The sequence below is a fragment of the Bacillus sp. S2(2024) genome, assembly GCF_050474045.1.
Lineage (GTDB): Bacteria > Bacillota > Bacilli > Bacillales > Bacillaceae_G > Bacillus_A > Bacillus_A yunxiaonensis.
Genome location: NZ_JBFLUS010000003.1, coordinates 3,958,592 through 3,981,914, shown reverse-complemented (window position 1 = coordinate 3,981,914; position 23,323 = coordinate 3,958,592). Strand labels below are relative to the sequence as shown.

The window sequence follows — 23,323 nt, the reverse complement described above, 5'->3', positions numbered from 1 at the left end:
GGATTTTTTTATGAAAAGTATTGTAGAAATAACAAAGGGGAAAGAATTCCATGAAAGGGTTTGTTTTGTTAGCAATCGCAATTGTGAGTGAAGTATTTGGGACAACGATGCTGAAGTTGTCAGACGGATTTACGAAAGTATGGCCAAGTATCGGTGTTGTTCTTGGTTTTGCATCTGCATTTTATTTTTTATCCCAAACGCTGCAACATCTTCAAATTAGTACCGCTTATGCGATTTGGTCCGGAGTTGGTACAGCGCTAATGGCATTAATTGGTGTTCTCATTTGGAAGGACGCTTTCACATGGCAAACGTTCGTTGGCCTAGTGCTTATTATTGGCGGAGTTGTTGTATTAAATGTGTCGAGTTCGGGTGCACATTAAAGGTAAAAGAGCTGGAAATGTCAGCTCTTTTATTTGTATTCCAGTACAGTATTTCCACATGTGGATAAAAGTTTATGTAATTCTGCTGTGGATAAAGAAATTGTAACTTCAGGGACACCAGGTGAAATTAATATTTTTTCGTATTGATAAATAGAAGGATCTACAATAATTGTTACATCCTTTGTATAACCAAACGGTGCAACACATCCCGGGAGACATCCCGTTTTCTCTCTTAATTCATCAGATGAACAAAGAGATACGCGTGTACCGATAAGCTCTTTCATTTGCTTCATATCAAGGCGGGTTCCTTCTAACGTAAAGAAGACATAGTAAGTCCCAGATTTCGTTTTCATAAAGAGACTTTTACTTGGTTCGCCTTCTAAGCCAAGGCGTTCTCGAACGATGCGGTCTGTTTCATAATCTAGAACTGGTTCATGTTCAAACTTTTCATATAAAACATTCGTTTCATGTAGTAACGAGATGACTTCTTCGTACATCGTAATGCAGACTCCTTTCGTTTCACTTCTTGAGTGTTTTCCGTAATTTTTCGAATTTTTTTACCCTGCTACTTTAGGGGAGTAAGACTCCCACCTCAAGGTTTAGAGAAAAACGTTGTCCAGCTCTAGCGGCTAGAATCTCCGGTCGTTTCGCTCCCTTGGATGAGGCAAAAAGCGCCTCTCTGCCTTGGGCGCGGGCGTCCTGCGATTCTGAGCGAGCCGCTTCCACTCTTCTACAGAAGATAGGTGTGGGATAACTGCTGGCATGCGCCCGATTGGTTCAACTAACCTTTTGGAGAAGAGCACTTCAAAAGGAATTTTTACTTTATAGCGCTGAACAGGAATATTGTATTTTTGTTCAATATCTTTCAGTTCTTCATGGACATAATAATCCGTAAATGAGCATTGATCTGTATAATGCACGACCAATCCTTCTTTGGTTTCAATATGCATTTCTTTTGCAAAACTCCGTGTGCCATTCTATTGTCAGATATAGCGCAGCAAATATGTTCTGCTTCTAGATTATTGGTAGTTACGTTCATTCGTTACACAATGTATCCCCCACAATCTGTGGATAGTGGTTGTACCATGCTCTATTGTAATTTCGTATACGTCTGGATTGCTTAAGCTTTTCCATGTGGAAAAACCGATGCTGTTGTCAAAAATCTTTAAAATGAGTGTGAATAAGTTACCGTGTGTAATGAGCAGCGTTACTTCTTGCTTCTGATGTTGTACTATGCTGTGGATAAGTGATTGTACTCGTTCTGTTGCTTGGCGCGTTGATTCTCCGCCAGGAAAGGCGACATCAATTTCTGTAAATGTTTGTTCGAGAATTTGTAGCCAATTATCCATTGGTACACTGCTTAATATACGTTCAGCTAGTCGATCATCCTCTTGAATAGGAAGTTGTACTTGTGACGCATAAGGTGCAATCGAATGAACGGCGCGAGCAAACGGACTCGAGATAATTTTTTCGATAGGAAGCTGTTCTGTGATGAGAAAATTGGCAAGAGCTTTAGCTTGCTGCTGGCCTATTTCTGTAAGTGGTGCATCATGTTCTTGCCCAGTTGCAGCGCAATGGCGGACAACAATTAATTTCTTCATAATTCCATCCCTCGCTTACGAATAGACGAATTTGTACGTACTTCGACAAATAGAGTGAAGAATCCTCTTTTTTCTAGTTATTGGTAAATGGAGTGGATTTTCTTACAGAGTAAAAAGCAAAGCCGGTTCGTTTTATCATCCCTGGCGAGAAGATTCCTACATCAAGCGTGAAGGGGGAGGTGGGGGGAGTTCGATTTGAAAATACACTATATTTAAAAATATGCTCGTTCTGAAATTCCACAATTGTGCCATTTCGTTAAATAACCTGATGGTAATATGTTAGAATAATTATTAGAAATGGGTCTAGCTAATTAAAAGACGTGTAGGAATGAAAAGAAAACATAATTTGAAACGGAGGAATTATATGAGTATAAACAAAAAGCGCAAGCCCAATAAAGTAAAAATCGTTTTTCGAGTATTAATGATTATTATTGGAGCATTTATAACAGCATATGGACTAGAATCGGTATTAATCCCAAACAACGTTTCAGACGGTGGTGTGACGGGTTTAAGTATCGTTAGCTCACAATTACTTGGATTACCATTAGGAATTCTAATTGCAGTCATTAACATCCCGTTTGTTTGGTTAGGGTATAAGCAAATTGGCAAAAATTTTGCTATTTATTCGATTATCGGTATTGCTTCACTAGCAATTGGTACAATTCTTATGCACAACGTACAAACGATTATTCACGGTGATACATTGTTAGTTACCGTTGTGGGCGGGATTATCATCGGTTTTGGTATGGGGTTAGCACTGCGTAATGGCGGCGCATTAGATGGAATTGACATGTTAGCCGTATTACTTTCTCGAAAATTACCTTTTGGGACAAGTGACCTTATCTTATTTTTAAACATGTTTGTCTTTATTGTTGTCTCAACAGTATTTGGTCTTGAAGGGGCTATTCTTTCAGCCATTGCTTACTTTATTGCTTCTAAAGTCATTCACATTGTTGAAGTAGGTTTAAGTGGTTCTAAAACATTTAAAATTATCACAAAGGAACCTGAATTAATGGTAGAAACAATTCGAGAGCGATTAGGTCGAAGTGCAACTTATAATGAAGTTTACGGCGGTTATTCAAATGAACAATTTAAAGAAATCACTTGTGTCATTAACCGCTTAGAAGAAAGTAAAATGAAAGAAATCATTCATGAAATTGATGAAAATGCCTTTGTTACGGTATATGACGTAGCAGAAGTAAAGGGTGGTAATTTCAGAAAACATGATATTCATTAAATATAACTTAGAAACATTTAATATAGTTTCATAAAAAAATCACCTTTTAGTTTGACTAAAAGGTGATTTTTATACTGGATTTTTATCCAGCTACTTTTGTTAATATAATGTGCAATATTATAGATAAGTTATTGTTCTTAAAAACCGAACGTACTTTCATTGGCCTTTAACATTACATAGTAGCTTAGCTTGCATGTTCTGTCAGGAATTTTGTTTTCATTTTGCGAATTAGGATATAAGCACCAATACCAAACAGTATCATAAGTCCTTCGATTACAAATAAATGGATTTGTCCGCGTTGGTAGAGTACTGCGAAAAAGTCAATAAATGCATGAAGGAATACTGCCAGCCCTATAAATATGTATTTCTTATATTTTACAGCATATAAGACAAGCATTGTGAGGGCAATTTGCATGATAAAAGCAACGAGCCGTTCTACTGCGCCAAATAAGTAGAAGTAAGGCGGAGTATGTACTAATGCATCATGGACAGCGCTAAGCTGTGGTGCTTTCTCAATCATTTTAGAAAAGGTTCCGTTATTAATGGAGAAAGCAAATACAAGACTTTGTACTCCGACAGTTGCTCCGATTAATAAGGATTCGATTCCTCCGTGACCGATTCCATAAGCAAGGCCGTCTTCATACTTCTGGTATTTCTTAAGTAAAAAGAAAAAGGCAATAAAACGAGCCAGTTCTTCAAAAATACCAGCAGTTAATCCGCCATATATAGCATAGATAAACGGATTTTTAAATAGCTCAGTTGTTGCTGGATTTCCAAGTACAAAGACATGTAACGTTTTTTCTAAAATTTGTGAGAATCCGAGAAAAAATACAATCCCGACACCGACAATTTTGAAAGAGATTCTATATTTCTTTCGGAAGTAAAGGAGCGCAATAATCGGGATGAGAACAGAAATAACAAGTTGCACAATCATACTTCCAATTGCTGCATTTGAAACCATTAAATTCACCACTTTTCACTAGTTTATAATCTTATTATACATTGAGCGAAAAAATTTTTTCAAAAAATGGCCTAAAAGGAGGAAGTGCTTCACTACGCAAAAAAAGTGCGGAATATTTAGATTTATAATCGAGTTCTACCCTTTATGTTTTGAAGATGAGATATAGTGGTCAAAAGAAATGAAATAACCTGAGAGTGTATTCTCAGGTTATTTCATTGTATTAGGGAGCGTATTATTTTGCGTATTATTTAAATGCGGATTTTTGCTCATTTCATGCTTGAGCATATCAAGTGTTTGTGCATATTCTTTATCGTTTAATGTGCCAGATTTCAATCCTTGAATTTGGGATATTAATTTTTGTTCTGTTGATACATATGCTTTGTAATAGCGGGGAACAACAGATAATGCTGTTTTTTGTACTTGATCGGCAACTAAATTTGGATTTGTCGTGTTTGCTCGGTATACAACAAACACTTCATCATCTGTTACAAGTGTTGCTGCATTCATCACATCGGGTAGTTTCACAGTTAAATCTGTAATCATTTCTGCTAATCGTTCCTTGTTAATTGTACCAACTTGGCGATTGGATACTTCATGTTTTTGTTTTTGAGAATAGCCGACTTTTGTCAGCATGTCGTTTGGCACTTCTTTCCCGTATATGTCTCTATGCGAAGACAAGAGTACGCGGCTTCCTTCTTCCTTTTTCATTTCCGCTTTGTTTGTTTGGCATCCAGCAAAGATGGAAAGAGTAAGAAGGGATAAGAGCAGTTGTTTTTTCATGATTGTTTCCTCCTTATTGGTTCGCTATTTGCGGGCAGTAATACCCATATCTCAAGATCGGGAGAGAATCGTTGTCCAGCTCTAGCGGCTAGAATCTCCGGTCGTTTCGCCCCCTCGGACGAGGCAAAAAGCGCCTCTCTGCCTTGGGCGCGGGCGTCCTGCGATTCTGGGCGAGCCGCTTCCGCTTTTCTACAGAAGATAGGTGGGAGATAACTATCCATAAGAACCTGATTGGTTCAACTAACCTTTTGGAGAAGAATGCTCTAAAAGGAAGTTGCATTCTATAGCATTTCCCACTTAAGAGATTTTTTGTATTTGAAATTGTTGGTTTTGTGGCTTTATGATACGATAAAAAGAAGAAAGAAGAGGAAAGGGAATGGAAGATGGAGCAGAAGCAGGAGATTCGCACTACAGTTTACGTGAATAATATCCACTATGAAGTAATAGCAGAAAATCGAAATGGATTTAATGAAGAAGCATTTAAAGCTCGCTACGCAGAAATTTTAAATAAATATGATTACATCGTGGGTGATTGGGGCTATGATCAGCTTCGATTGCGCGGATTCTTTGATGACAGTAACCAGCGTGCAACGTATGATACGAAAATTAGTACGTTATCGGAGTATTTATACGAGTATTGTAATTTTGGATGTGCATACTTTGTACTGCGAAAAGTGAAGAAGTAAAGAAACTCCTCTTGCATCGGGTAAGAGGAGTTTTTTTGCCTATCGCATGTATATAGAAATACAATCACCAGCTGCAAGTTTGGCACTTGGCTTAATGCGTTGACCGTTTAAGTGAATAGATCCTTCTTTAATTTTCTCTATGATTACCGCACGACTCCATTCTGAAATATAGGTTGCGAGTGCTTTGTCGATGCGAAATAATCCATGCACGAATTCTAATAGTATGGTTAGTTCCGTCAATCCTGCGTTTTCATAGGGCAGGATTGAAATGTTGTTTATCGTTTCCTGGCGTTCTTCTTGAAGCATATCCACTGTTTCAACATGCTCAGAATACGTTTTATAAATGTGTAATTTTTTATTCCATGTATGTCCTTTTTCGCATTTGTAAATCGCAAAACGATAAATGTTTTTACCATTCGCGTTATGTCTACGAATATGTGTATCAGTAAAAAGAGCTGTATGACCACAGTTTTTACAATGTTTTTCTATAATTGCTTCTAATTCTGCCTTATATAAGTTCCAAGAAAGTTGTACGTTTTGCATTTTCCTTCACCTCGTATTTAGATAAAGGAACGTGAGACATCTATTTGGATGTCTTGCAGTATGAAATATAGAAAACAGAGAAAAATAAAAGAAGGTTCCCCTGTGAGGAACCTTCGTAACAATCATACTACAGATGTGCTACGTTCCTTTGTAATGGGAATTGGGCAGACTACTCCCACGAAAAAAGCGTTGTGCTTTTTTGAGAGTAATACTATCCAGTTGCTGATCCATTACAAAGTATATGTTGGCATACGTAGTGTAATATCCTTTCTATCCAAATAGATTTGTCGTTAGTATATCATGGTAAACTGAAAATTCAAAATAAATAGCACGAAAAATTACCAGCCTGTTACAAGCTGGTAATTTTGATTACATTAGTTCATATAAAAATGAACGTAATTCTTCTGCATTTTCTTCAGAAATAGAAAATGCATGTTCTAAGTAGCCAGGTTCTTCTAAGTCATCACGACCGATAATGGCAAATTTATTGCGCTGTATATCTAGGACGATTGTTTTACCATAATGACGGTCAGAATACAAAAGTGCTAAATCGTGGCGCTCGTTTTCTCCCATAAAGCTTACGAAACGCGTTTTTGTTTCTACTGTATCATCGTAAAGAAAAAAGCGTTCTCCCATGAACATGACTCCTTTTTAAATATCTAAATTTAAGTGTGGTTTATAATCTAAATGGTGGTGCGTTTTAATAAAGCGCACTGTTCTTGTTTTATAACGCATAACGATAGAATATGTTTCTGCTAAATCTCCGCCGAGGAATTTCACACCATCTAATAACTCGCCAGCAGATACACCTGTTGCTGAGAAGATTGCGTCATCACCGGATACTAAATCATCTAGCATAAGAAGTTGACGTGGGTCTTCTAAGCCCATTGCGTGGCAACGTGATTCTTCTTCTTCATTCATTGGAACGAGACGCGCTTGCATTTCTCCGCCAAGACACTTGAGAGCTGCAGCAGAAATAACGCCTTCCGGAGCACCGCCAGTACCGATAAATAAGTCGATTCCTGTTCCAGGAAGAGCTGTTGCGATAGAGGCACCAACATCACCGTCGCCGAATAATTTTACACGTGCACCTTTTGCACGTACGCGTTCGATGATCTCTTGATGACGTTCACGCTCTTGTACGATAACTGTTAAGTCACGAATTTTTTTATTGTTTGCTTCTGCTACAATTTCAATTGTCTTTTCGATTGGATCATCTAAGCTGATTTTACCAGCTGCATTTGGGCCAACCGCAATTTTTTCCATGTACATATCAGGAGCGTGTAGAAGGTTTCCTTTATCAGCGATAGCGATAACAGCCATTGCGTTTGCAAGACCTTTTGCTACGATATTTGTTCCTTCTAATGGATCAACGGCGATATCTACTTCTGGGCCGTTTCCCGTTCCAAGCTTTTCACCAATGTAAAGCATCGGTGCTTCATCAAGTTCCCCTTCGCCAATTACCACAGTACCTGCCATGTTAACAGAGTCAAACATCGTACGCATTGCAGTCGTTGCAGCATCATCTGCTTCGTTTTTCTTACCGCGGCCCATCCATTGTGCTGATGCAAGGGCTGCTGCTTCTGTTACACGGACAATTTCTAGTGCGAGTTCACGTTCCAAGGTGTCATTCCCCCAATTCCGAAAATCATACACGTATAACTATAACAAAGAAAGAGAAAAAGGTGAATTCGAAAAATTGTCGATTTTTTTTGAATAAAGGGGTACAATTGGGAATGAAAATGCTTTAATTTCCAGGTAGGTGACATATATGTACTTTGTAGACCGTAAAAAAATTGAACAAATGTTACAGTGTTTAGAGAAAGTTGTTGCAGCATTTCAAACAAAACAAGAATACCGCGGAGCGCTTGATGAATATGCATTAGAGCGCATGGCACATCTTATGATTGATTGTATTCTAGACGTAGGCAATGCCATGATTGATGGATTTATTATGCGTGATCCAGGTAGTTATGAAGATATTATTGATATTTTAATGGATGAAAAAGTTGTTACGAATGAAGAAGGAGAACGTTTAAAAGAAGTCGTTCGTCTTCGTAAAATGATTGTACAAGAGTATGTAGATATGAACCATACAGAAGTGTATGATACAGTTCAAAAACATATTGATATGATTAAACAGTATCCTGCTAATATTCGTCGTTATTTGGAGCAAGAACTTGGTCCTGTATCTGCGTTTGCAGGAGAGTAAAGTGAAACTTTCATCAATGGAGGTTCACCTCCATTGATGGAAATCTCTCACCAGGCAGGCGCATGCCAACAGTCAGTCCCCACCTCTCTTCTTTGTTTTCACAGAATCTTGAGGTGGGGGTTTTACTGTCCGCGAATAGCGGGATAAATTCATGCGGTTTTAATAGACAGTGATGTATTTTGTTTATTAGAGCTGGGGAAAGGGAAGAGGGTTGATTAATGGGGGAAGCAGCACGTTCTACAAAAGAAGAAATTCTGCAACTTTTGAAAGTAAGGGGAGAACAAACTGTTGCGGTATTAGCAGAAGCATTGCAAATTACGGAGATGGCAGTGCGTCGTCATGTAAGCAGGCTTGAAAAGGAAGAGCTGATTGAAGCGAAGATGGTACGCCAACATGTCGGAAGACCGATGTATGTTTATCGTTTAAGTACAAAAGGGGAAGACCTGTTTCCGAAACAATATAAGCAGTTTGCAGTCGAAATGCTAGAAGACTTGCTGCATATTGGCGATGAGGAACTCGTTAAGAAGCTTTTAAGGGCACGTACGAACCGTATGGAAGAACAATTAGCAAACCGTATAAATCGAAAAGAAACAACAGTAGAGCGATTAAAAGAAATTGCAGCTGTGCAAGAGAAAAATGGTTATATGGTTCGCGTACAAAAAGAAAGTGAACATTCCTTCCTATTACAAAAGCAAAATTGTCCTTTAATAGAGGTAGCTGAAAAGTTTCCGCAAATTTGTCATGATGAGAAAAATATGTATGATACACTTTTGCCAGATGCTGATGTGAAAATATTATCTAGTATGTGTGATGGGGATTGCTTCTGTTCGTATCAAATAAAAGAAAAAAAATGAACATTATAGGACGCTTTTCGAAAAAGCGTTTTTTTATTTTGAAAAAGAGGATACGATAAGAGAAGAGTATGTATCAATAAGGAGTGGCACCTATGTATAAAGGCTATTTAATTGACTTAGATGGAACAATGTATCGAGGCGAAGAACGAATTGAAGAGGCAAGTGATTTTATAAAAGCGCTGCAAGAACGTAACTTACCGTATTTATTTGTTACGAACAACTCAACGCGTAAACCAGAGCAAGTTGCAGACAAGCTTGTGCAGTTTGATATTCCAGCTAGCCCAGAGCAAGTATTTACGACAAGTATGGCAACGGCGAATTTTATATATGAAAGAAAGCAAAATGCTTCTGTATATATGATTGGAGAAGAAGGCTTACGCGATGCCCTTGTGGAAAAAGGATTCACACTTGTGGATAGTAATCCGGACTTTGTCGTTGTTGGATTAGATCGTGAAGTTACATATGAAAAGCTAGCAAAAGCATGCTTAGCCGTTCGAAACGGGGCAACATTCATTTCAACAAACGGTGATATTGCAATTCCAACAGAACGCGGCTTATTACCGGGGAACGGTTCTTTAACGTCTGTTGTAGCGGTATCCACAACGGTAAACCCAATCTTCATTGGTAAACCAGAATCCATTATTATGGAACAGGCTCTAAAAGTGCTTGGTACAACGAAAGAAGAAACGTTAATGGTTGGGGATAACTACGATACAGACATTTTAGCTGGTATGAATGCGGGGCTGGATACGCTTCTTGTCCACACAGGAGTCACATCTGTGGAAAAATTAACAGAATATGATGTGCAACCGACGCACGTTGTCCACAGTTTGACAGAGTGGATTGAAAAGATATAAGAAGAGATAGGCAATCGTAAATGGTTGCCTATTTTTTTATAACAAAAAATTCGTTCTGGTGATATATATGGTCGAATTGTGTGAAGTTTCATTCCTTCCTTGCTGAACAGATTAATGGTATAATATGGAACAAATGTAATGAGGAGGCGTATTTATGAAGTGCACAAAAATGATGGGGGTACAAATTTAAGGGGAAACGCATCATTTACCCTATAAACTGCGTGGTTCCCCTTTATATGGGGGTATCATCCTAGTGGAAAAGGATTTACAAGAATTAAAGAATAGTAATGTAACAACTACAGCAACCGATTTACCGAATTATGTGTTTAATGATGTGAAGAAGGCTTTTCTATGGCTTGGCTTTCTTGCTTTCTTCAGCGTATTGAACGAAATGGTTTTTAATGTAGTTTTACCCGATATCGCGAAAGACCTTCGCATATCACCGTCTTTGGCTAATTGGGTAAATACAAGTTTTATGCTTTCATTTGCTATTGGGTCAATCACGTACGGAACAATAAGTGATAAATATGGTGTGAAGAAATTACTGGTTTTCGGTCTGCTAGCTTATAGTGGTGGGTCACTTTTAGGTGTGTTGGCACATTCTAATTTTTTTGCTGTAATTGCTGCACGTTTTATTCAAGGTGTTGGTGCATCAGCAGTACCAGCGCTTATTATGGTAATCGTTGCACGTTACGTGAAATCAGAGAATCGTGGTAAAGCATTTGGTATAATCGGCTCGTTGGTAGCGATGGGAGAAGGAATAGGTCCAGCTCTTGGCGGGACGGTTGCCCATTATGTACAGTGGCCCTTTCTTTTTCTGATTCCGATGCTGACACTTTTTACTATCCCCTTTTTTCTAAAAGAACTTCCTAATGAATCCACAAAGGGAGAGAGGTTAGATACTTGGGGATTAGCGTTACTGTCCTGTGGGATTGTCACATTTACTATATACACAACGCAATATAACTGGTTGTATTTGGCGATTAGTTTTGCGTTGTTTGCAGGATTCGCTTTGTATATACACAAAGTTGAACAACCTTTTATAGAACCAAGATTATTTTTAAATCGAAAGTTTATATTGGGAGTTCTAACTGGGGGTATTCTGCTAGGAACCGTAGCAGGTTGTATATCAATGATTCCTTATATGATGAGAGATGTACACCAACTGTCTGCAAGTATGATTGGGTGGGTTATATTTCCAGGAACTATGAGTGTGATGTTATTCGGTATAGTTGGTGGCAGTCTAGTTGATAAACGAGGAACTACGTTTGTTCTATGGATGGGCTCACTTTTCATTGTTGCGAGTTTTCTTATCATTTCATTATTTGCAGATCAAACACCATGGTTGGTTTCTGGTATGTTGATTCTAATGTTTGGTGGACTTTCCTTCGTTAAAACAGTACTTTCTACGAGTGTTGCAGATGCTCTGGAGCCGAAGGAAGTTGGTACAGGTATGGGGTTTCTTAACTTCGCCTGCTTCTTAGCAGAGGGAATAGGGATCGCTATTGTTGGAGGGTTATTAACAAAACATATTCTAGACTATCCGTTACTTTTCACTATACAAAATGCGAAAGCGTACTTGTATAGTAATTTACTACTTGTTTTTATTGTTACCATATTAATTGGTGCAACTATCTATGCAGTAGCTTATAGTCGAAGAAGAAATGAATTGTAATTGATGTTTAGAGGTCGAACAAAAATGTTTGGCTTCTTTGGGAAATTAAAAATCCACCTTCACAAGGTGGATTTTTCGTTAAAATAAACGATTTACAAGTTCTTTTACTTCTTCAAGGTATTGTTTTCTCGTTGCGTCATCCACAGAAGGAACACTTGTATAGAATGCATGCTCTACCGTTTCAATACCAGTAAAATCAAAAATACCTGCATCAGTTGTTTTCTTCATTGCTTCAAACATACCGCTTGCATCATAATTTTCTTGCGAATTGCCCATTGTGGATAACAATAAGCTCTTTTTACCTGTTAATAATTTTTCAATGCCATTTGCACCGTATGCATAAGCAAATCCATGACTGAACACACGGTCTACATATCCTTTTAAAATGGCAGGAAGACCTGTCCACCAAACTGGATAAATAAATGTGATTACATCTGCCCATGTAATATGTTCTTGTTCTGCCTGAATATCAGCCGGCGTATTTCCTTGTGAAAAGGAAATGAAATCATTGGCAGCTAATATAGGATTGAAGTTTATCGCATATAGATCACGAACACGTACTTCATGTCCTTTTTCTTGCAGTTGTCCTTGCAGCGTTTCTAAAATGGCATAGTTAAAACTTTGTGGATTCGGGTGTGCATAAACAAGTAAGTGTTTCATTACAATTCCTCCTGCCTGTGGATATGTTAGTAGTATGTTCAAAAGTGTAAATAAAACATATTTTGTAACAAGTGTAGTTACATTTTATTGAGGTGTCAAAGAAGAGGCTTCTTGTAGATTAAGAAACAGGAGTTTTCCTAACGTAAGCGAATATGTACAAGGAAAGAGAAGGTGAAGGTACAAATGAACATACAGACACTTACATTAGAAGAAGCGCAAAACATAAATGTATGGCAATATGATGCACCGTATGAACTATATAGTTTTGCTGGGGCATCTGAGACACTAGAAGAACTGTTGGATGGTACATATTATAGCGTTCGTAATGAATATAATGAAATCATCGGTTATTTTTGTTTTGGGAATAATGCGCAAGTGCCGGGCGGAAGAGATGCAAAGTTATACACAGGTGAATGTGTTGTGGATATTGGTCTTGGAATGAAACCAGCTTTAACCGGAAAGGGATTGGGGATATCTTTTTTACAAGCTGGACTGCAATTTGCGAAAGAGCACTTTAGACCAGAGAAGATTCGTTTAAGTGTCGCCGCTTTTAATGAACGTGCCATTCATCTGTATATGAAAGCAGGTTTTCAAAAGAAGGCTTCTTTCATGAGCAGGGGAAGGGAGTTTTTACTTATGGAGTATGACGCGGCGGGATGTAAAAATAAATAAGAAAAACCAGCTCTTTATTCATAAAGAAGCTGGTTTTCTTGTTTTTATATTATTCAGCATGTGCAGCTCTATGCGCTAAACGGCTGGATGCAGCAGCTGCAATCGCTCCGACGATATCATCGAGGAATGTATGAACTTTTCCTGTTGATTTGTCGTTTAAATATTGTAAAATACCTGGTTTTAATTTATCAATATAGCCAAAGTTTGTGAAACCAATTGAGCCGTATACGTTGACGATAGATAAGGCAACGACTTCATCTACACCGTATAATCCTTCGTCACGATGTATGATGTCTTGAAGAGGTGCACTTAACAATCCTTTTTCGGCAAGGACGTCCAGTTCAATTCCTGTAATGAGTGCATTTTGCACTTCGCGTTTGGATAAGACGCGTTCTACATTATAACGACATTCCTCCATTGCTAAATTTGGATGATATTTTTTTTGAAGAAAATGAACGAGCTCTGCAATATCGTCAATTGTTACACCGCGTTCTTGTAGTAATTGTAATGCTCTTTCTTGTAGTTCATTTCGTTGTGTCATGATTATCACCTTTTTTTCTTTTTAATATTGTATACGTATAGGTGTACTATGTGCATAGGAATGAAAGTTAATCAGAAGCTCATATATATATAGAAAAAATATAGGTGGCGAGTACGATGATTCAACATATTTATGAGCATTATCATATACACGTCAAAGAATTTACACCCCTCGGGCCCTATCAGAGCTTTTGGGTTCGAAATAAAATTTATGTGCTTCTTGCGACGGGAAGCTTGCAAGAAGAAGAGCTTGTTGAAATGAAGAAGTTAAGTGATTATATGAATCAGCAAGGTGATATTACAGTTGCGACTTTTGTTCCAAACATACAAGGTTATTATGTTAGCGAGATAGAAGATGCAAATTATTGCTTGCTAAAAGGAATGCGTATGCTAGATCGCAATGCAATGTCTCCAGGAAGTGAGCTATCGTTATTTCATAAGCGCGGTGCATTTTTTTCAGATGACATTGAACATCTAAGTCGAATTGGCGAATGGAAGGCGCTGTGGGAAAAACGATTAGATCAGCTCGAGCGCTTTTGGCAATCCAAAATAATGAGCCACCCTACTGATATGTTTGAACAATTATTTATTGAATCATTTCCCTACTACTTAGGTCTTGCCGAAAATGCGATTCAATATGTAGTAGATACAGAAATTGATGATACTCCTCAACTTGCTGATGCTGCAACAATTTGTCAGGAACGATTTACACCGTTACTTTGGAAGCAAACGAAGCGACTAAAGCTGCCGGTTGATTGGGTATACGATCATCCAAGCCGCGACTTAGCAGAGTGGGTCCGTCACGTTTCTTTTGAAAAAAGAGAGAAATGGGAAGAAACGATTGTCCAGTTTTTAACGGATTATGAACGTAACTATCCATTATCTTCCTTTGGGTGGCGGCTCCTATTTGCGCGTCTTCTCTTTCCTCTTCATTACTTTGAAACAGTTGAAGGGTATTACTTAACTGGAAACGAGACGCAGAAATATGTATACCAAGATCGGCTGGAAACCATTTTGCAACAGGTAAATCAATCGGAACAATTTCTTCAGCGCTTTTATGACCTTATTCATTTACCTGTGGATAAGTTAGGAATTCGTAAGTTAGATTGGTTAACGTAATATGTAGTTTTGAAAAAAGAGACCATAGTGGGTCTCTTTTCTTTAGATTTAGTGGCTATTTTAAAGAATCCACTAAAGATTTTACATTATCCAACTCCAGCGGCTAGAATAGTCGGTGGCTTCGCTTCTTCCTGCGAGGTAAAAAACACCCCTACGTCAGAAGCTCCATCCCCCTCTTATTCTAAGCGAGCCGCTTCCGCTTTTAGATTAAAATACTTGTTCTACTTCGATTACGCCTGGTACTTCTTCTAAAAGTGCACGTTCGATACCAGCCTTTAATGTGATTGTAGAACTTGGGCAGCTGCCGCAAGCACCTAGAAGGCGTAATTTAACGATACCCTCTTCAACATCTACTAATTCTACGTCACCGCCATCGCGAAGTAAGAATGGACGTAATTTATCTAATACTTCAGCTACTTGTTCGTGTAAGTTTTCGTTTTCCATTTTTATCGACTCCTTTCATTAGTTTTATTATAATCAAGATACAGGGGAAAATCTATTTTTTATATCTTTCTTATGTTGTCAAAATAGTTTATGGAAATTTCCTTCTTATATGTGACAATAAGATGCAGAAAAAAATGTATGTGCAAATGGGGGAGAGAATATGATAAAAGTTAGCGTTTACGGGGCAAAGGTTGTGTGTGCTAGCTGCGTTGGGATGCCGTCATCAACGGAAACGTATGAATGGCTGCAAGCAGCAATTGGCAGGAAGTATGAAGGACAAGAAGAAAAGTTTCATTTTGAATATGTGGACATTCACGAGCAGCAAGAAGGGGAAGAAAAACGAGCTTTTGCTGAGCGCGTGATTGAAGAAGACTTATTTTACCCTGTTGTACTTGTAAATGGTGAAATTGTAGGAGAAGGTAATCCCCGCTTAAAGGATGTATACGAAGAAATTGAGAAATATCTATAATATAACTCACAGAGCTCTTGCAACGTAGACGACGAAACGCAGGGGCTTTTTCTGTATTCGAAAGGGTGGATGAGATGAAGAAGGGCTTTGTAATAGGGAGTATAGGGCTTTTTGCAGTCAGCGGTATTGCCTATATGGAAGGAGATGCAGCGATGATTTACTCGTTAGCAGGTTGGCTGAGCCTCTTTTTCTTAGCTAGTGCAGCATTTCTTTGTATAGATGGATTCATTTTAGGAGCGCGGGGGACATTTGCTTCGGCAAAGCCAACGCGAAAAGAATCTCGTTTTCAATCTGCTAAAACGAATGCGTTTGCAGCGATTCCTAATGTCGTAGCTGCGTTAGGAGTATACTTATGGGTATCGTAATGGAGCGTTCTATACCAGAAGAAGTGAAACTCTTATTAGACAAATACGTGAATGGACTTCAGGAAATTATTGTTAAAGAAAAGTTGGTTGGTGTGTATTTGTATGGTTCACTAGCATTAGGAGCTTTTCATTTGGAAACGAGTGATGTTGATTTTGTAACGGTGACGACAGAACAAGTGAATGAAGTAGAGAAAGTGAAGATACGTGAACTACATAAGGAGCTCTATAAACATGATCTTGGTAAGCGAATGGATGGTATGTATATTTCGCTTGTTGATGTAGGAAAGCAAAATCATGAAATGTCACCGTATTTATATTGTTCAGATGGAAAAACGAATGAAGGGCATTGGGATATTAATTCTGTTACGTGGTGGACATTAAAAAATCAAGGTATTACTGTTTGGGGTAAACAGGCAAACGAGCTTCCATATACAATAACGTGGGATGATGTTGTGAGCACAATGAAATACAATGTGGAACAATATTGGAGTGAGAAAATAAAACGTCCCTATTTATTTTTATCCACAGAATGGGTAGAATTTGCAGTTGTAACAATGGGACGTATTATATACACGCTAGAAACGGAACGGATTGTTTCTAAAGATGAAGGTCTGCAATATATGATGAAATCTTCTAAACAATGGGAACCGTTACTGCAAGATGTGTATCGGATGCGTCAAAAGGAAGAGATGAAGCCGTCCCTATCGAGATGGAGACGTGCTGAGATGACGAAGAAGTATTTATTGTTTGGAATAGAGGAATGTAAGAAGAAGTGGGGAAGATAAAGTGAAACTTCCATCTGTATTTCAAGAAATAAATTGGCAATTAAAATTTGATTATGGAGAGATTATTTATGTATGTAACAATTTCAGACTTTATTACTGAATGGAATAGGGAAGCAATGCTAACCCAGAAAGTTTTGGATGGTTTGACAGATGAATCATTAAAACAACAAGTTTATCCAGAAGGTCGTACTTTAGGGAGAATTGCGTGGCATTTTACAACAAATATTCCAGATTATTTAGCTCATTTCGGATTAAAGATAGATGGAGTAGAAAATGTAGAAAGTGTACCAACATCAGCGAAGGAAATTGCTGAAGCTTTTAAAAATATAAGTCTCGCTGCAGCTAAAGTTATTGAAGAACAATGGACAGATGAATCACTAAAGCAAATACAAGAAGCATTTGGAAGACAGGAATCAAACGCTACAATCCTAATGGGGCTAATTAAGCACATTGTTCATCATCGCGGACAAGTTACAATTCTTATGCGTCAAGCAGGCATAAAACCATTTGGAGTGTATGGTCCACCAAAAGAAGATTGGATTCATTTAGGAGTGGAAAATCCACCACTTTAAAAATAGTATGTGCTACGAATTCGTTACTTCAACATTGTAATTTAACACATATAGGCAACAGAAAAAACAAGAGCTGCAAGGCGGCTCTTGTTTTTTGTTTAACCATTATGATGTTTATACATCCACAGAATACCTGATTTTAAAAGGCGAGGTACGCGGCCCATTAACGGCTGATTTGCAAGTAAACCGAAGCCGTGTTTTTTACCAAGAGAACCGAGAACACCTTTTAATTTAATAACAGGTAGTTCTTCTGGTAATGTTTCATTATTCCAACGTTTTAATAATATTTGGACAATTTGCTCGCCTTGTCCTTCTGCAAGCTGAGCAGATGGTGCATGCGGCAATGCAGCGCAGTCACCTAACACATATACATTATCATATTCTGGAATATTATGATATTTTGTTAATACAACCCGACCGCTATTATCGTGCTCAACAGGTAGATTACGAACAACCTCACTTGCTTGAATGCCAGCTGTCCATACGATTGCGTCGCATTCAAGTGGTTCATCGTGGTTATACACAATATTTGGCTCTACTTTTGTAATGTTTGAGTTACGAATGATTGTAACATTATGTTTCAAAAACCACTCTTCTACGTATCTACTTAATTTTTCTGGAAACGGGAAAAGAATGCGATCTTTTCGGTCAAATAAATAAATGTTTAAGTCTGGACGGCTTTCGCGAAGCTCGCTTGCTACTTCAACGCCGCTTAGGCCAGCTCCTACAACAGCAACTGTTGCATGTGGTTCTAAACCGTTTAGTTGTTGATATGTTTGACGAACTTGTTCAATGGATTGAAGGCTATACGTATTTTCTTGCGCCCCTGGAACGTTGTGATAGTTGTCTTCACAACCTAGTCCAATAATTAAGTCATCATAATTAACAACTTCACCGCTATCAAGATGAACGGCTTTGTTTTCTAAATCAACATTCGTTATAGTTCCGTATTGAATATTAAGTCGTGGATGTTCTGGAAATGGAATGCGAATATGCGTTTCAGAAATCGTTCCTGCTACTAATGCGTAGTATTCTGTTTTAAAACAGTGATACGGTACCTTGTCGATTAATGTCACTTGAACATCATCCGGAAGTTGGTTGCTCGGAAGAAGACGCTGTAAAACTCTCATTCCACCGTAGCCCCCACCAAGTATTACGAGGTGCTTCATGATGGATTACCCCTTTTCTGTTGAAATATCCCCTAATCATAAAAATAAAAGTTTTTATATTACAAAAATATTTTGACTTTACCCATTCAAATTATATCGAATTTAGAAGCAAATAACAATGTATGAATGCATAATCTGTTGTACAATAAGAAGAAAAGTGGGGCGATTTGTGAAAAAACTGTAGAATGTTGCAGTTTTCGACCGAAAAGTGCTTTTTATTAAGGATTACAGAATGAAACGATTGAAAATTTTAGTCGTTTCAGCTCAATTTATACAACATCTTAGTTTTACTGTTATAAAACAAGGGTTAATATATAAATATAGGGGGGATAAGGTTGATTAAACCGTTAATTGAATTTTGTGTCGGCAACCTTGCAAGTGGTGCGCAAAAGGCAAAGGAACAACTAGAGAAAGATCCGAATTTAGATGTGATTGAGTATGGTTGTCTTGGTTATTGCGGTATTTGTTTTGAAGGACCATATGCACTTGTGAACGGTGAAGTTGTAAAAGGCGAAACACCGGAGGAACTTGTGAAAAACATATATGATTATTTAGATGAAAATCCGATGTTTTAAGGCGTTGCAATGAGGCAGCGTCTTTTTATAAACACATAAAATTATCTTGAAGGAACAAGCTAACAAGTGCAACAATTGCTGATATGTATATATAAAAAAAGAAAGCCCTTTGTTGAAGGGCTTTTTTCTTACACAATACGTGTAAGCACGACCTTGTTACGCCAAAATTGTCGTTGAATATGAGAAACGGGGGACATTCTTATTGTTTTCCAAAAGCGCACATTTTATACTTATAACAATAAAAAATTTTGGAGTGAAACAATATGGAACAACTTTCTTTCACGAAAATGCACGGTCTTGGAAATAATTATATTTATGTGAATATGCTTGAAGAACAAATTGCAGAAGAGCATCTAGCGAAAGTTGCTGAAAAAGTGTCAAATGTGAATACGGGAATCGGCTCTGACGGAATGATTTTAATTTGTCCATCTGAAGTTGCTCCTGTGAAGATGCGTATTTTTAATAAAGACGGTTCAGAAGGAAAAAGCTGCGGGAATGGACTGCGCTGCGTTGCAAAATATGCATATGAACATAAATTAGTAGAAGAGACTGTTTTTACAATTGAAACGTTAGCCGGAATCGTTACAGCAGAAGTATCAGTTGAGGATGGAATTGTAACTTCAGCTACGATTGATATGGGTGCACCGCGATTAAAACGCGTTGATTTACCGATGCTAGGTGAAGGAGAAACACCATTTATTCGTGAAGATTTCCTTTACAGCAATCACCGCTATGCATTTACAGCTGTCTCAATGGGAAATCCGCATGCTGTTATTTTTGTAGATGATATTGAAGAAGCGCCGCTGACAACATTAGGCCCTGTGCTAGAAACACACGAGATGTTCCCAGAAAGTGTGAATGTGGAATTTATCGAAGTACTAAATAACCACGAAATGCATTTCCGTGTATGGGAACGCGGTTCTGGTATTACACAAGCATGTGGAACAGGAGCGTGTGCTGCGGTTGTAGCTGCAATCTTGAATGGGAAGATGAAGCGTGGACAAGAAATCACTGTTCATTTAGCAGGCGGAGACTTAATGATTACATGGACAGAAGAAGGGACAGTTTTAATGAATGGTCCTGCAGAAGTCACTTGCAGCGGTGTATATTATTATAAGATTGAAGAGTAAAGATGTATAATAGAACGAGAAAAGAAAGGAAGGTGGATTCTATGATTACTGTAACAGAACAAGCGGCATATCAAATTAAAGATATGTTAAAAGATGCCGAGGATGGAGAGAAATACGTTCGTCTTGCAGTACACGGCGGTGGATGCAGCGGTCTTTCTTACGGTTTAGGATTTGAAAGAGAACCAAATGAAGACGACACAGTTCTTGAATTTTTCGGTGTTGAATTTGTTATTGATAAAGAAAGTGCTCCGATTGTAAAAGGAGTAAAAATCGATTATAAACAATCGATGCTTGGCGGCGGGTTTACGATTGATAACCCAAATGCGATCGCATCATGCGGATGTGGTTCATCTTTCCGCACAGCGACGAATGCTGGTAAGCCTGAAGAGTGCTAAGTTTCTAGCTTCGTCAGTCTAAGCGAAAACTGAGCCGATGGGTTACGGATTACACGGTTTAGAACGCAGGAAAACAAGTATCTTCGGGTATATAAACAACCCGAAAACGTTCAAATATACGGTTGTGGATAACGACCTTCTTAGCGATGAAATCAAATCGTTAAGAAGGTTTTTATTTTGTGCGAAACTAGAAGTAGTAAAACGCAATTATAATTTCAAGTTACTTGTAACATAAAATGACGAAAAAAGTAGAATTTTCAGTTTTGAAAGTTGTAATTGGATTATTCTTATGGTACTTTAATAATTATAATGTAAATAATAAAAAAATTTGTAAAAATCATAATTTTTGAGAGTTATTAATGGATAATGCTTTGATTTTCCCCCAGTTATTTCTTTTTTGTACTTTCCTACCAAAGTATTTTTCCTCGACACCATTATTAAATTTAATATAAGCAATAAAAAGCTATTTTACTTCACTTTACTTTTATTCCATTAAATAGTAAATCTGATATGATGAGGAATATTGTAACGTGTAGATATACAAATGAAATACTTGATAAAATGAATTCACCATCTCTCTTACAAAAAATCAGGGAGGTATAGAATATGGGAATCTCTACACTACTATTAAATGCGTTTATTATTATCATTTGTATCCTTACTTATCAAGTATTTTGGCTAGATAAGACTGAAAAAGAACCATATAACGAGATATTGATTGCTGTTCTTGCGTCGATTGCACTTGTTCTTTGTATGACATTCCCTTTTCGCTTATATGATGGGTATATTTATGATTTGCGTTTTATTCCTATTATTTTGGTTTTCTTATATGGCAATACAAGAAGTATTATTGTTATAAGTGGTATATATATTTCTTATAGATTTTATTTGGGTGGAAATGGTTTTTTTCCATCGTTCATTATATTTAGTATAACTACTATTGTTACGGTCATATCCCGTTATGTTGTACCTACTCATTTCAAGAGAAATAAAATATTGTTCAATATACTGCTTATTTTGATTAATACAAGTTCTCTTTCTATCTTCGCTATAATCAATCAAATTAAAATAAATGGTAAAATCGAAGCGGTTTTTATTGAACTTCTAATCAATTATATAATCATTAACATTTTCACAGGACTATTATCTGCTTATTTAGTAGAAGGAATGATTGAGAAGTTTAAAATGAAAGAAAAAATTCAAAGAGCGGAAAAATTTTATACAGTTAGTGAATTAGCTGCATCGATTGCACATGAAATTCATAATCCACTAACTACCGTATATGGATTTACTCAGTTGTTTCATGAAAATGAAATTCCGAAAACATCTCAAGATCAATACTTACAAATTATGTTAATGGAGTTAGAAAAAGTACAAGTGATTATTAATAATTATGTATCCTTAACAAAATCACAAAACACGATAAAAAAACCACTGAATATAAGTAGTATTGTTCATGAAGTAACAGAAATGATTGCACCGCTAGCACTTTCACACAATGTTGAAATTAAGAGAAGTATTACAGGTGACCTGTATATAGATGCTAATCCTGAAAAACTAAAACAATGCCTAATAAATATTGTACAAAATGGAATTGAAGCTATGGAAAATGGAGGAATATTACAAGTTCACGCACAAAAAGTAAAAAGTAATATTGTGATTCATATTATCGATTCAGGAATTGGAATGTCCTGCGAAGAAATAAAGCGAATTGCCATGCCGTTTTATTCAACAAAAGAAAAAGGAACTGGATTAGGTACTATGGTTGCTTATAGCATTATTAAAGAATTAAACGGAGATATAGAAATAAGGAGTACAAAAGGAAAGGGAACACGTTTTTCGATCATTATACCTTGCTAATTAAAAACGAAATATTATGAAGGAATGCATATGTTTGGGCGTAAATGATGAAATGATTTCTTCAGTATCAAAAGTTAAAAAAGGATTTTAATCTCTATTATAGAAGATGTAAATGTTGTGTATACGCAAATCTATTGTAAGGAGGAAAATTCTTGTTTTCGTACAAAGAATTATCGGACGATCTTTTAGCGGGTTTTTTCGTGGAAATTAGCAGGAACATAAAAAAGGGAATTCTTTCTAAAGCTATGTATCACGAGATAGCTCTAATAAGAGCGGTGGCGGAAAAACGAAAACTTTCGGAATTGGATTTAAAAAAGATTTACTTAAATTCGAATAAAGGGCATCGTAACGAGCAAGTGATTTAATGATTGTTATACGGGCGACACAAGAGACGAAGAAGATTGCAACATCAGAACAGAAAAAATCTTTTTGGTCATGGTTGTTCAGTAAGTAGAGAATTATAATGTGAACGGAACAAAAGTCTTCCAAATCGGAGGGCTTCTTTTTTTTATCGGTGATTTTTAATAAAATCATGACAAAAATCCGATAATAAAAAAAGAGGTGATTTTGATGGGAAAATGGAATGAACAGGCGGCACCAAATAATAATTTGCCATCCAGCACAATTCGGTCATCTGAACTCCTGTTAGGGAAGAAAGCAGACCATGAATTTTCAGAGGAGCTTTCCGATGGCGGAGAAAGAGATAAAAATATTCAAATACTCAAAAACAGTCCTAAATAGAAAAAATTGATGCAGTGGTGGCGATGAAAAAATCGCCACTT

The 23,323-nt window shown here is 37.3% G+C and carries 32 protein-coding genes; 20 read left to right on the top strand and 12 right to left on the bottom strand.

Annotation, left to right across the window (positions count from 1 at the left end; all coding sequences use genetic code 11):
* Positions 1–50 precede the first annotated feature (50 nt).
* Positions 51–380: a DMT family transporter gene (locus AB1284_RS20275; RefSeq protein ID WP_429753264.1), complete on the top strand. Its 330-nt coding sequence runs from the start codon at positions 51–53 to the stop codon at positions 378–380.
* Positions 381–409: 29 nt separating this feature from the next.
* Here the strand turns inward: AB1284_RS20275 and AB1284_RS20270 are convergent, their stop codons facing one another.
* The 3 genes from AB1284_RS20270 to AB1284_RS20260 form a co-directional block, all read right to left on the bottom strand.
* Entirely contained in the window at positions 410–877 is a 468-nt protein-coding gene (locus AB1284_RS20270) for a YbaK/EbsC family protein (protein ID WP_429753265.1), read from the bottom strand.
* A gap of 132 nt (positions 878–1,009) precedes the next feature.
* The gene (locus AB1284_RS20265) at positions 1,010–1,330 is read right to left on the bottom strand and encodes a hypothetical protein (RefSeq protein ID WP_429753266.1); all 321 of its coding nucleotides are present in this window, start codon (positions 1,328–1,330) and stop codon (positions 1,010–1,012) included.
* Positions 1,331–1,399: 69 nt separating this feature from the next.
* Positions 1,400–1,981, bottom strand: coding sequence for a histidine phosphatase family protein (locus tag AB1284_RS20260; protein WP_429753267.1), 582 nt, complete (start codon positions 1,979–1,981; stop codon positions 1,400–1,402).
* A gap of 364 nt (positions 1,982–2,345) precedes the next feature.
* Between AB1284_RS20260 and AB1284_RS20255 the strand changes: the two genes are divergently transcribed.
* Entirely contained in the window at positions 2,346–3,218 is an 873-nt protein-coding gene (locus AB1284_RS20255; RefSeq protein ID WP_429753268.1) for a YitT family protein, read from the top strand.
* Positions 3,219–3,402: 184 nt separating this feature from the next.
* On the opposite strand, the gene AB1284_RS20250 is transcribed toward AB1284_RS20255, so the two are convergent.
* Positions 3,403–4,179, bottom strand: coding sequence for a YhfC family intramembrane metalloprotease (locus tag AB1284_RS20250; RefSeq protein ID WP_429753269.1), 777 nt, complete (start codon positions 4,177–4,179; stop codon positions 3,403–3,405).
* A gap of 207 nt (positions 4,180–4,386) precedes the next feature.
* Complete coding sequence (locus tag AB1284_RS20245) at positions 4,387–4,959, bottom strand: YhcN/YlaJ family sporulation lipoprotein (protein WP_429753270.1); 573 nt, start codon at positions 4,957–4,959, stop codon at positions 4,387–4,389.
* A gap of 383 nt (positions 4,960–5,342) precedes the next feature.
* On the opposite strand from AB1284_RS20245, the gene AB1284_RS20240 reads away from it, so the two are divergent.
* Positions 5,343–5,645, top strand: coding sequence for a YutD family protein (locus AB1284_RS20240; RefSeq protein ID WP_429753271.1), 303 nt, complete (start codon positions 5,343–5,345; stop codon positions 5,643–5,645).
* Positions 5,646–5,684: 39 nt separating this feature from the next.
* Here the strand turns inward: AB1284_RS20240 and AB1284_RS20235 are convergent, their stop codons facing one another.
* The 3 genes from AB1284_RS20235 to glpX form a co-directional block, all read right to left on the bottom strand.
* Positions 5,685–6,188: a cytoplasmic protein gene (locus AB1284_RS20235; RefSeq protein WP_429753272.1), complete on the bottom strand. Its 504-nt coding sequence runs from the start codon at positions 6,186–6,188 to the stop codon at positions 5,685–5,687.
* A 369-nt stretch (positions 6,189–6,557) separates the two neighbouring features.
* Positions 6,558–6,824 (bottom strand): DUF3055 domain-containing protein, encoded by a 267-nt coding sequence (locus tag AB1284_RS20230; protein ID WP_429753273.1) that lies wholly within the window; start codon positions 6,822–6,824, stop codon positions 6,558–6,560.
* A gap of 15 nt (positions 6,825–6,839) precedes the next feature.
* Positions 6,840–7,811: a class II fructose-bisphosphatase gene (gene glpX, locus AB1284_RS20225; RefSeq protein ID WP_429753274.1), complete on the bottom strand. Its 972-nt coding sequence runs from the start codon at positions 7,809–7,811 to the stop codon at positions 6,840–6,842.
* Positions 7,812–7,959: 148 nt separating this feature from the next.
* Between glpX and hepT the strand changes: the two genes are divergently transcribed.
* The 4 genes from hepT to AB1284_RS20205 all read left to right on the top strand — a co-directional run bounded on the left by hepT (position 7,960) and on the right by AB1284_RS20205 (position 11,786).
* Positions 7,960–8,400 carry a type VII toxin-antitoxin system HepT family RNase toxin gene (gene hepT / locus AB1284_RS20220; protein WP_429753275.1) on the top strand — a complete coding sequence of 147 codons (441 nt, stop codon included), beginning with the start codon at positions 7,960–7,962 and terminating at the stop codon, positions 8,398–8,400.
* A 218-nt stretch (positions 8,401–8,618) separates the two neighbouring features.
* Positions 8,619–9,254 carry a helix-turn-helix transcriptional regulator gene (locus AB1284_RS20215; protein WP_429753276.1) on the top strand — a complete coding sequence of 212 codons (636 nt, stop codon included), beginning with the start codon at positions 8,619–8,621 and terminating at the stop codon, positions 9,252–9,254.
* A gap of 92 nt (positions 9,255–9,346) precedes the next feature.
* Positions 9,347–10,111, top strand: a complete 765-nt coding sequence (locus tag AB1284_RS20210; RefSeq protein WP_429753277.1) for a TIGR01457 family HAD-type hydrolase — start codon at positions 9,347–9,349, stop codon at positions 10,109–10,111.
* Between the two features lie 322 nt (positions 10,112–10,433).
* Complete coding sequence (locus AB1284_RS20205) at positions 10,434–11,786, top strand: MFS transporter (RefSeq protein ID WP_429754411.1); 1,353 nt, start codon at positions 10,434–10,436, stop codon at positions 11,784–11,786.
* A gap of 78 nt (positions 11,787–11,864) precedes the next feature.
* On the opposite strand, the gene AB1284_RS20200 is transcribed toward AB1284_RS20205, so the two are convergent.
* Entirely contained in the window at positions 11,865–12,446 is a 582-nt protein-coding gene (locus AB1284_RS20200) for an NAD(P)H-dependent oxidoreductase (protein WP_429753278.1), read from the bottom strand.
* 183 nt (positions 12,447–12,629) lie between these two features.
* On the opposite strand from AB1284_RS20200, the gene AB1284_RS20195 reads away from it, so the two are divergent.
* On the top strand, positions 12,630–13,118 hold the full coding sequence (locus tag AB1284_RS20195; protein WP_429753279.1) for a GNAT family N-acetyltransferase: 489 nt from the start codon (positions 12,630–12,632) through the stop codon (positions 13,116–13,118).
* A gap of 49 nt (positions 13,119–13,167) precedes the next feature.
* Here AB1284_RS20195 and AB1284_RS20190 read toward each other — a convergent pair whose 3' ends face one another.
* The gene (locus tag AB1284_RS20190) at positions 13,168–13,659 is read right to left on the bottom strand and encodes a phosphatidylglycerophosphatase A family protein (RefSeq protein ID WP_429753280.1); all 492 of its coding nucleotides are present in this window, start codon (positions 13,657–13,659) and stop codon (positions 13,168–13,170) included.
* 116 nt (positions 13,660–13,775) lie between these two features.
* Here AB1284_RS20190 and yutH point away from each other — a divergent pair, with 116 nt between their 5' ends.
* Positions 13,776–14,777, top strand: coding sequence for a spore coat putative kinase YutH (gene yutH / locus AB1284_RS20185; protein ID WP_429753281.1), 1,002 nt, complete (start codon positions 13,776–13,778; stop codon positions 14,775–14,777).
* A gap of 207 nt (positions 14,778–14,984) precedes the next feature.
* Here the strand turns inward: yutH and AB1284_RS20180 are convergent, their stop codons facing one another.
* Positions 14,985–15,221: a NifU family protein gene (locus AB1284_RS20180; protein WP_098308748.1), complete on the bottom strand. Its 237-nt coding sequence runs from the start codon at positions 15,219–15,221 to the stop codon at positions 14,985–14,987.
* Between the two features lie 160 nt (positions 15,222–15,381).
* Here AB1284_RS20180 and AB1284_RS20175 point away from each other — a divergent pair, with 160 nt between their 5' ends.
* From AB1284_RS20175 to AB1284_RS20160, 4 genes are all read left to right on the top strand, one after another.
* Entirely contained in the window at positions 15,382–15,690 is a 309-nt protein-coding gene (locus AB1284_RS20175) for a YuzD family protein (RefSeq protein ID WP_429753282.1), read from the top strand.
* Positions 15,691–15,764: 74 nt separating this feature from the next.
* Positions 15,765–16,055 (top strand): hypothetical protein, encoded by a 291-nt coding sequence (locus tag AB1284_RS20170; protein ID WP_429713940.1) that lies wholly within the window; start codon positions 15,765–15,767, stop codon positions 16,053–16,055.
* On the top strand, positions 16,043–16,840 hold the full coding sequence (locus tag AB1284_RS20165; RefSeq protein WP_429753283.1) for a nucleotidyltransferase domain-containing protein: 798 nt from the start codon (positions 16,043–16,045) through the stop codon (positions 16,838–16,840). Before AB1284_RS20170 ends, AB1284_RS20165 begins: the two co-directional genes overlap by 13 nt.
* Before the next feature lie 68 nt (positions 16,841–16,908).
* Entirely contained in the window at positions 16,909–17,412 is a 504-nt protein-coding gene (locus tag AB1284_RS20160; protein WP_429753284.1) for a DinB family protein, read from the top strand.
* Positions 17,413–17,510: 98 nt separating this feature from the next.
* On the opposite strand, the gene AB1284_RS20155 is transcribed toward AB1284_RS20160, so the two are convergent.
* Positions 17,511–18,581 (bottom strand): NAD(P)/FAD-dependent oxidoreductase, encoded by a 1,071-nt coding sequence (locus AB1284_RS20155; RefSeq protein ID WP_429753285.1) that lies wholly within the window; start codon positions 18,579–18,581, stop codon positions 17,511–17,513.
* Positions 18,582–18,916: 335 nt separating this feature from the next.
* Between AB1284_RS20155 and AB1284_RS20150 the strand changes: the two genes are divergently transcribed.
* The 7 genes from AB1284_RS20150 (at position 18,917) to AB1284_RS20120 (ending at position 23,282) form a co-directional block, all read left to right on the top strand.
* Positions 18,917–19,156, top strand: coding sequence for a YuzB family protein (locus AB1284_RS20150; protein ID WP_429753286.1), 240 nt, complete (start codon positions 18,917–18,919; stop codon positions 19,154–19,156).
* Positions 19,157–19,419: 263 nt separating this feature from the next.
* Positions 19,420–20,286, top strand: coding sequence for a diaminopimelate epimerase (gene dapF / locus AB1284_RS20145; protein ID WP_429753287.1), 867 nt, complete (start codon positions 19,420–19,422; stop codon positions 20,284–20,286).
* A gap of 41 nt (positions 20,287–20,327) precedes the next feature.
* Positions 20,328–20,681 (top strand): HesB/IscA family protein, encoded by a 354-nt coding sequence (locus AB1284_RS20140; RefSeq protein WP_098308732.1) that lies wholly within the window; start codon positions 20,328–20,330, stop codon positions 20,679–20,681.
* 606 nt (positions 20,682–21,287) lie between these two features.
* Positions 21,288–22,541, top strand: a complete 1,254-nt coding sequence (locus AB1284_RS20135; protein WP_429753288.1) for an ATP-binding protein — start codon at positions 21,288–21,290, stop codon at positions 22,539–22,541.
* A gap of 152 nt (positions 22,542–22,693) precedes the next feature.
* A complete protein-coding gene (locus tag AB1284_RS20130; protein ID WP_429753289.1) occupies positions 22,694–22,906 on the top strand; it encodes a hypothetical protein in 213 nt (70 codons plus the stop codon).
* Complete coding sequence (locus AB1284_RS20125) at positions 22,906–22,995, top strand: DUF3967 domain-containing protein (RefSeq protein ID WP_429753290.1); 90 nt, start codon at positions 22,906–22,908, stop codon at positions 22,993–22,995. Before AB1284_RS20130 ends, AB1284_RS20125 begins: the two co-directional genes overlap by 1 nt.
* A gap of 116 nt (positions 22,996–23,111) precedes the next feature.
* The gene (locus AB1284_RS20120) at positions 23,112–23,282 is read left to right on the top strand and encodes a hypothetical protein (protein ID WP_176524580.1); all 171 of its coding nucleotides are present in this window, start codon (positions 23,112–23,114) and stop codon (positions 23,280–23,282) included.
* Positions 23,283–23,323: the final 41 nt, after the last annotated feature.

Bases quoted from the DNA above. Each gene is read 5' to 3' on its own strand.
- AB1284_RS20275 (WP_429753264.1), top strand. From the start codon at position 51: ATGAAAGGGTTTGTTTTGTTAGCAATCGCAATTGTGAGTGAAGTATTT.
- AB1284_RS20270 (WP_429753265.1), bottom strand. From the start codon at position 877: ATGTACGAAGAAGTCATCTCGTTACTACATGAAACGAATGTTTTATAT.
- AB1284_RS20265 (WP_429753266.1), bottom strand. From the start codon at position 1,330: ATGCATATTGAAACCAAAGAAGGATTGGTCGTGCATTATACAGATCAA.
- AB1284_RS20260 (WP_429753267.1), bottom strand. From the start codon at position 1,981: ATGAAGAAATTAATTGTTGTCCGCCATTGCGCTGCAACTGGGCAAGAA.
- AB1284_RS20255 (WP_429753268.1), top strand. From the start codon at position 2,346: ATGAGTATAAACAAAAAGCGCAAGCCCAATAAAGTAAAAATCGTTTTT.
- AB1284_RS20250 (WP_429753269.1), bottom strand. From the start codon at position 4,179: ATGGTTTCAAATGCAGCAATTGGAAGTATGATTGTGCAACTTGTTATT.
- AB1284_RS20245 (WP_429753270.1), bottom strand. From the start codon at position 4,959: ATGAAAAAACAACTGCTCTTATCCCTTCTTACTCTTTCCATCTTTGCT.
- AB1284_RS20240 (WP_429753271.1), top strand. From the start codon at position 5,343: ATGGAGCAGAAGCAGGAGATTCGCACTACAGTTTACGTGAATAATATC.
- AB1284_RS20235 (WP_429753272.1), bottom strand. From the start codon at position 6,188: ATGCAAAACGTACAACTTTCTTGGAACTTATATAAGGCAGAATTAGAA.
- AB1284_RS20230 (WP_429753273.1), bottom strand. From the start codon at position 6,824: ATGGGAGAACGCTTTTTTCTTTACGATGATACAGTAGAAACAAAAACG.
- hepT (WP_429753275.1), top strand. From the start codon at position 7,960: ATGTACTTTGTAGACCGTAAAAAAATTGAACAAATGTTACAGTGTTTA.
- AB1284_RS20215 (WP_429753276.1), top strand. From the start codon at position 8,619: ATGGGGGAAGCAGCACGTTCTACAAAAGAAGAAATTCTGCAACTTTTG.
- AB1284_RS20210 (WP_429753277.1), top strand. From the start codon at position 9,347: ATGTATAAAGGCTATTTAATTGACTTAGATGGAACAATGTATCGAGGC.
- AB1284_RS20200 (WP_429753278.1), bottom strand. From the start codon at position 12,446: ATGAAACACTTACTTGTTTATGCACACCCGAATCCACAAAGTTTTAAC.
- AB1284_RS20195 (WP_429753279.1), top strand. From the start codon at position 12,630: ATGAACATACAGACACTTACATTAGAAGAAGCGCAAAACATAAATGTA.
- AB1284_RS20190 (WP_429753280.1), bottom strand. From the start codon at position 13,659: ATGACACAACGAAATGAACTACAAGAAAGAGCATTACAATTACTACAA.
- yutH (WP_429753281.1), top strand. From the start codon at position 13,776: ATGATTCAACATATTTATGAGCATTATCATATACACGTCAAAGAATTT.
- AB1284_RS20180 (WP_098308748.1), bottom strand. From the start codon at position 15,221: ATGGAAAACGAAAACTTACACGAACAAGTAGCTGAAGTATTAGATAAA.
- AB1284_RS20175 (WP_429753282.1), top strand. From the start codon at position 15,382: ATGATAAAAGTTAGCGTTTACGGGGCAAAGGTTGTGTGTGCTAGCTGC.
- AB1284_RS20170 (WP_429713940.1), top strand. From the start codon at position 15,765: ATGAAGAAGGGCTTTGTAATAGGGAGTATAGGGCTTTTTGCAGTCAGC.
- AB1284_RS20165 (WP_429753283.1), top strand. From the start codon at position 16,043: ATGGGTATCGTAATGGAGCGTTCTATACCAGAAGAAGTGAAACTCTTA.
- AB1284_RS20160 (WP_429753284.1), top strand. From the start codon at position 16,909: ATGTATGTAACAATTTCAGACTTTATTACTGAATGGAATAGGGAAGCA.
- AB1284_RS20155 (WP_429753285.1), bottom strand. From the start codon at position 18,581: ATGAAGCACCTCGTAATACTTGGTGGGGGCTACGGTGGAATGAGAGTT.
- dapF (WP_429753287.1), top strand. From the start codon at position 19,420: ATGGAACAACTTTCTTTCACGAAAATGCACGGTCTTGGAAATAATTAT.
- AB1284_RS20140 (WP_098308732.1), top strand. From the start codon at position 20,328: ATGATTACTGTAACAGAACAAGCGGCATATCAAATTAAAGATATGTTA.
- AB1284_RS20135 (WP_429753288.1), top strand. From the start codon at position 21,288: ATGGGAATCTCTACACTACTATTAAATGCGTTTATTATTATCATTTGT.
- AB1284_RS20125 (WP_429753290.1), top strand. From the start codon at position 22,906: ATGATTGTTATACGGGCGACACAAGAGACGAAGAAGATTGCAACATCA.
- AB1284_RS20120 (WP_176524580.1), top strand. From the start codon at position 23,112: ATGGGAAAATGGAATGAACAGGCGGCACCAAATAATAATTTGCCATCC.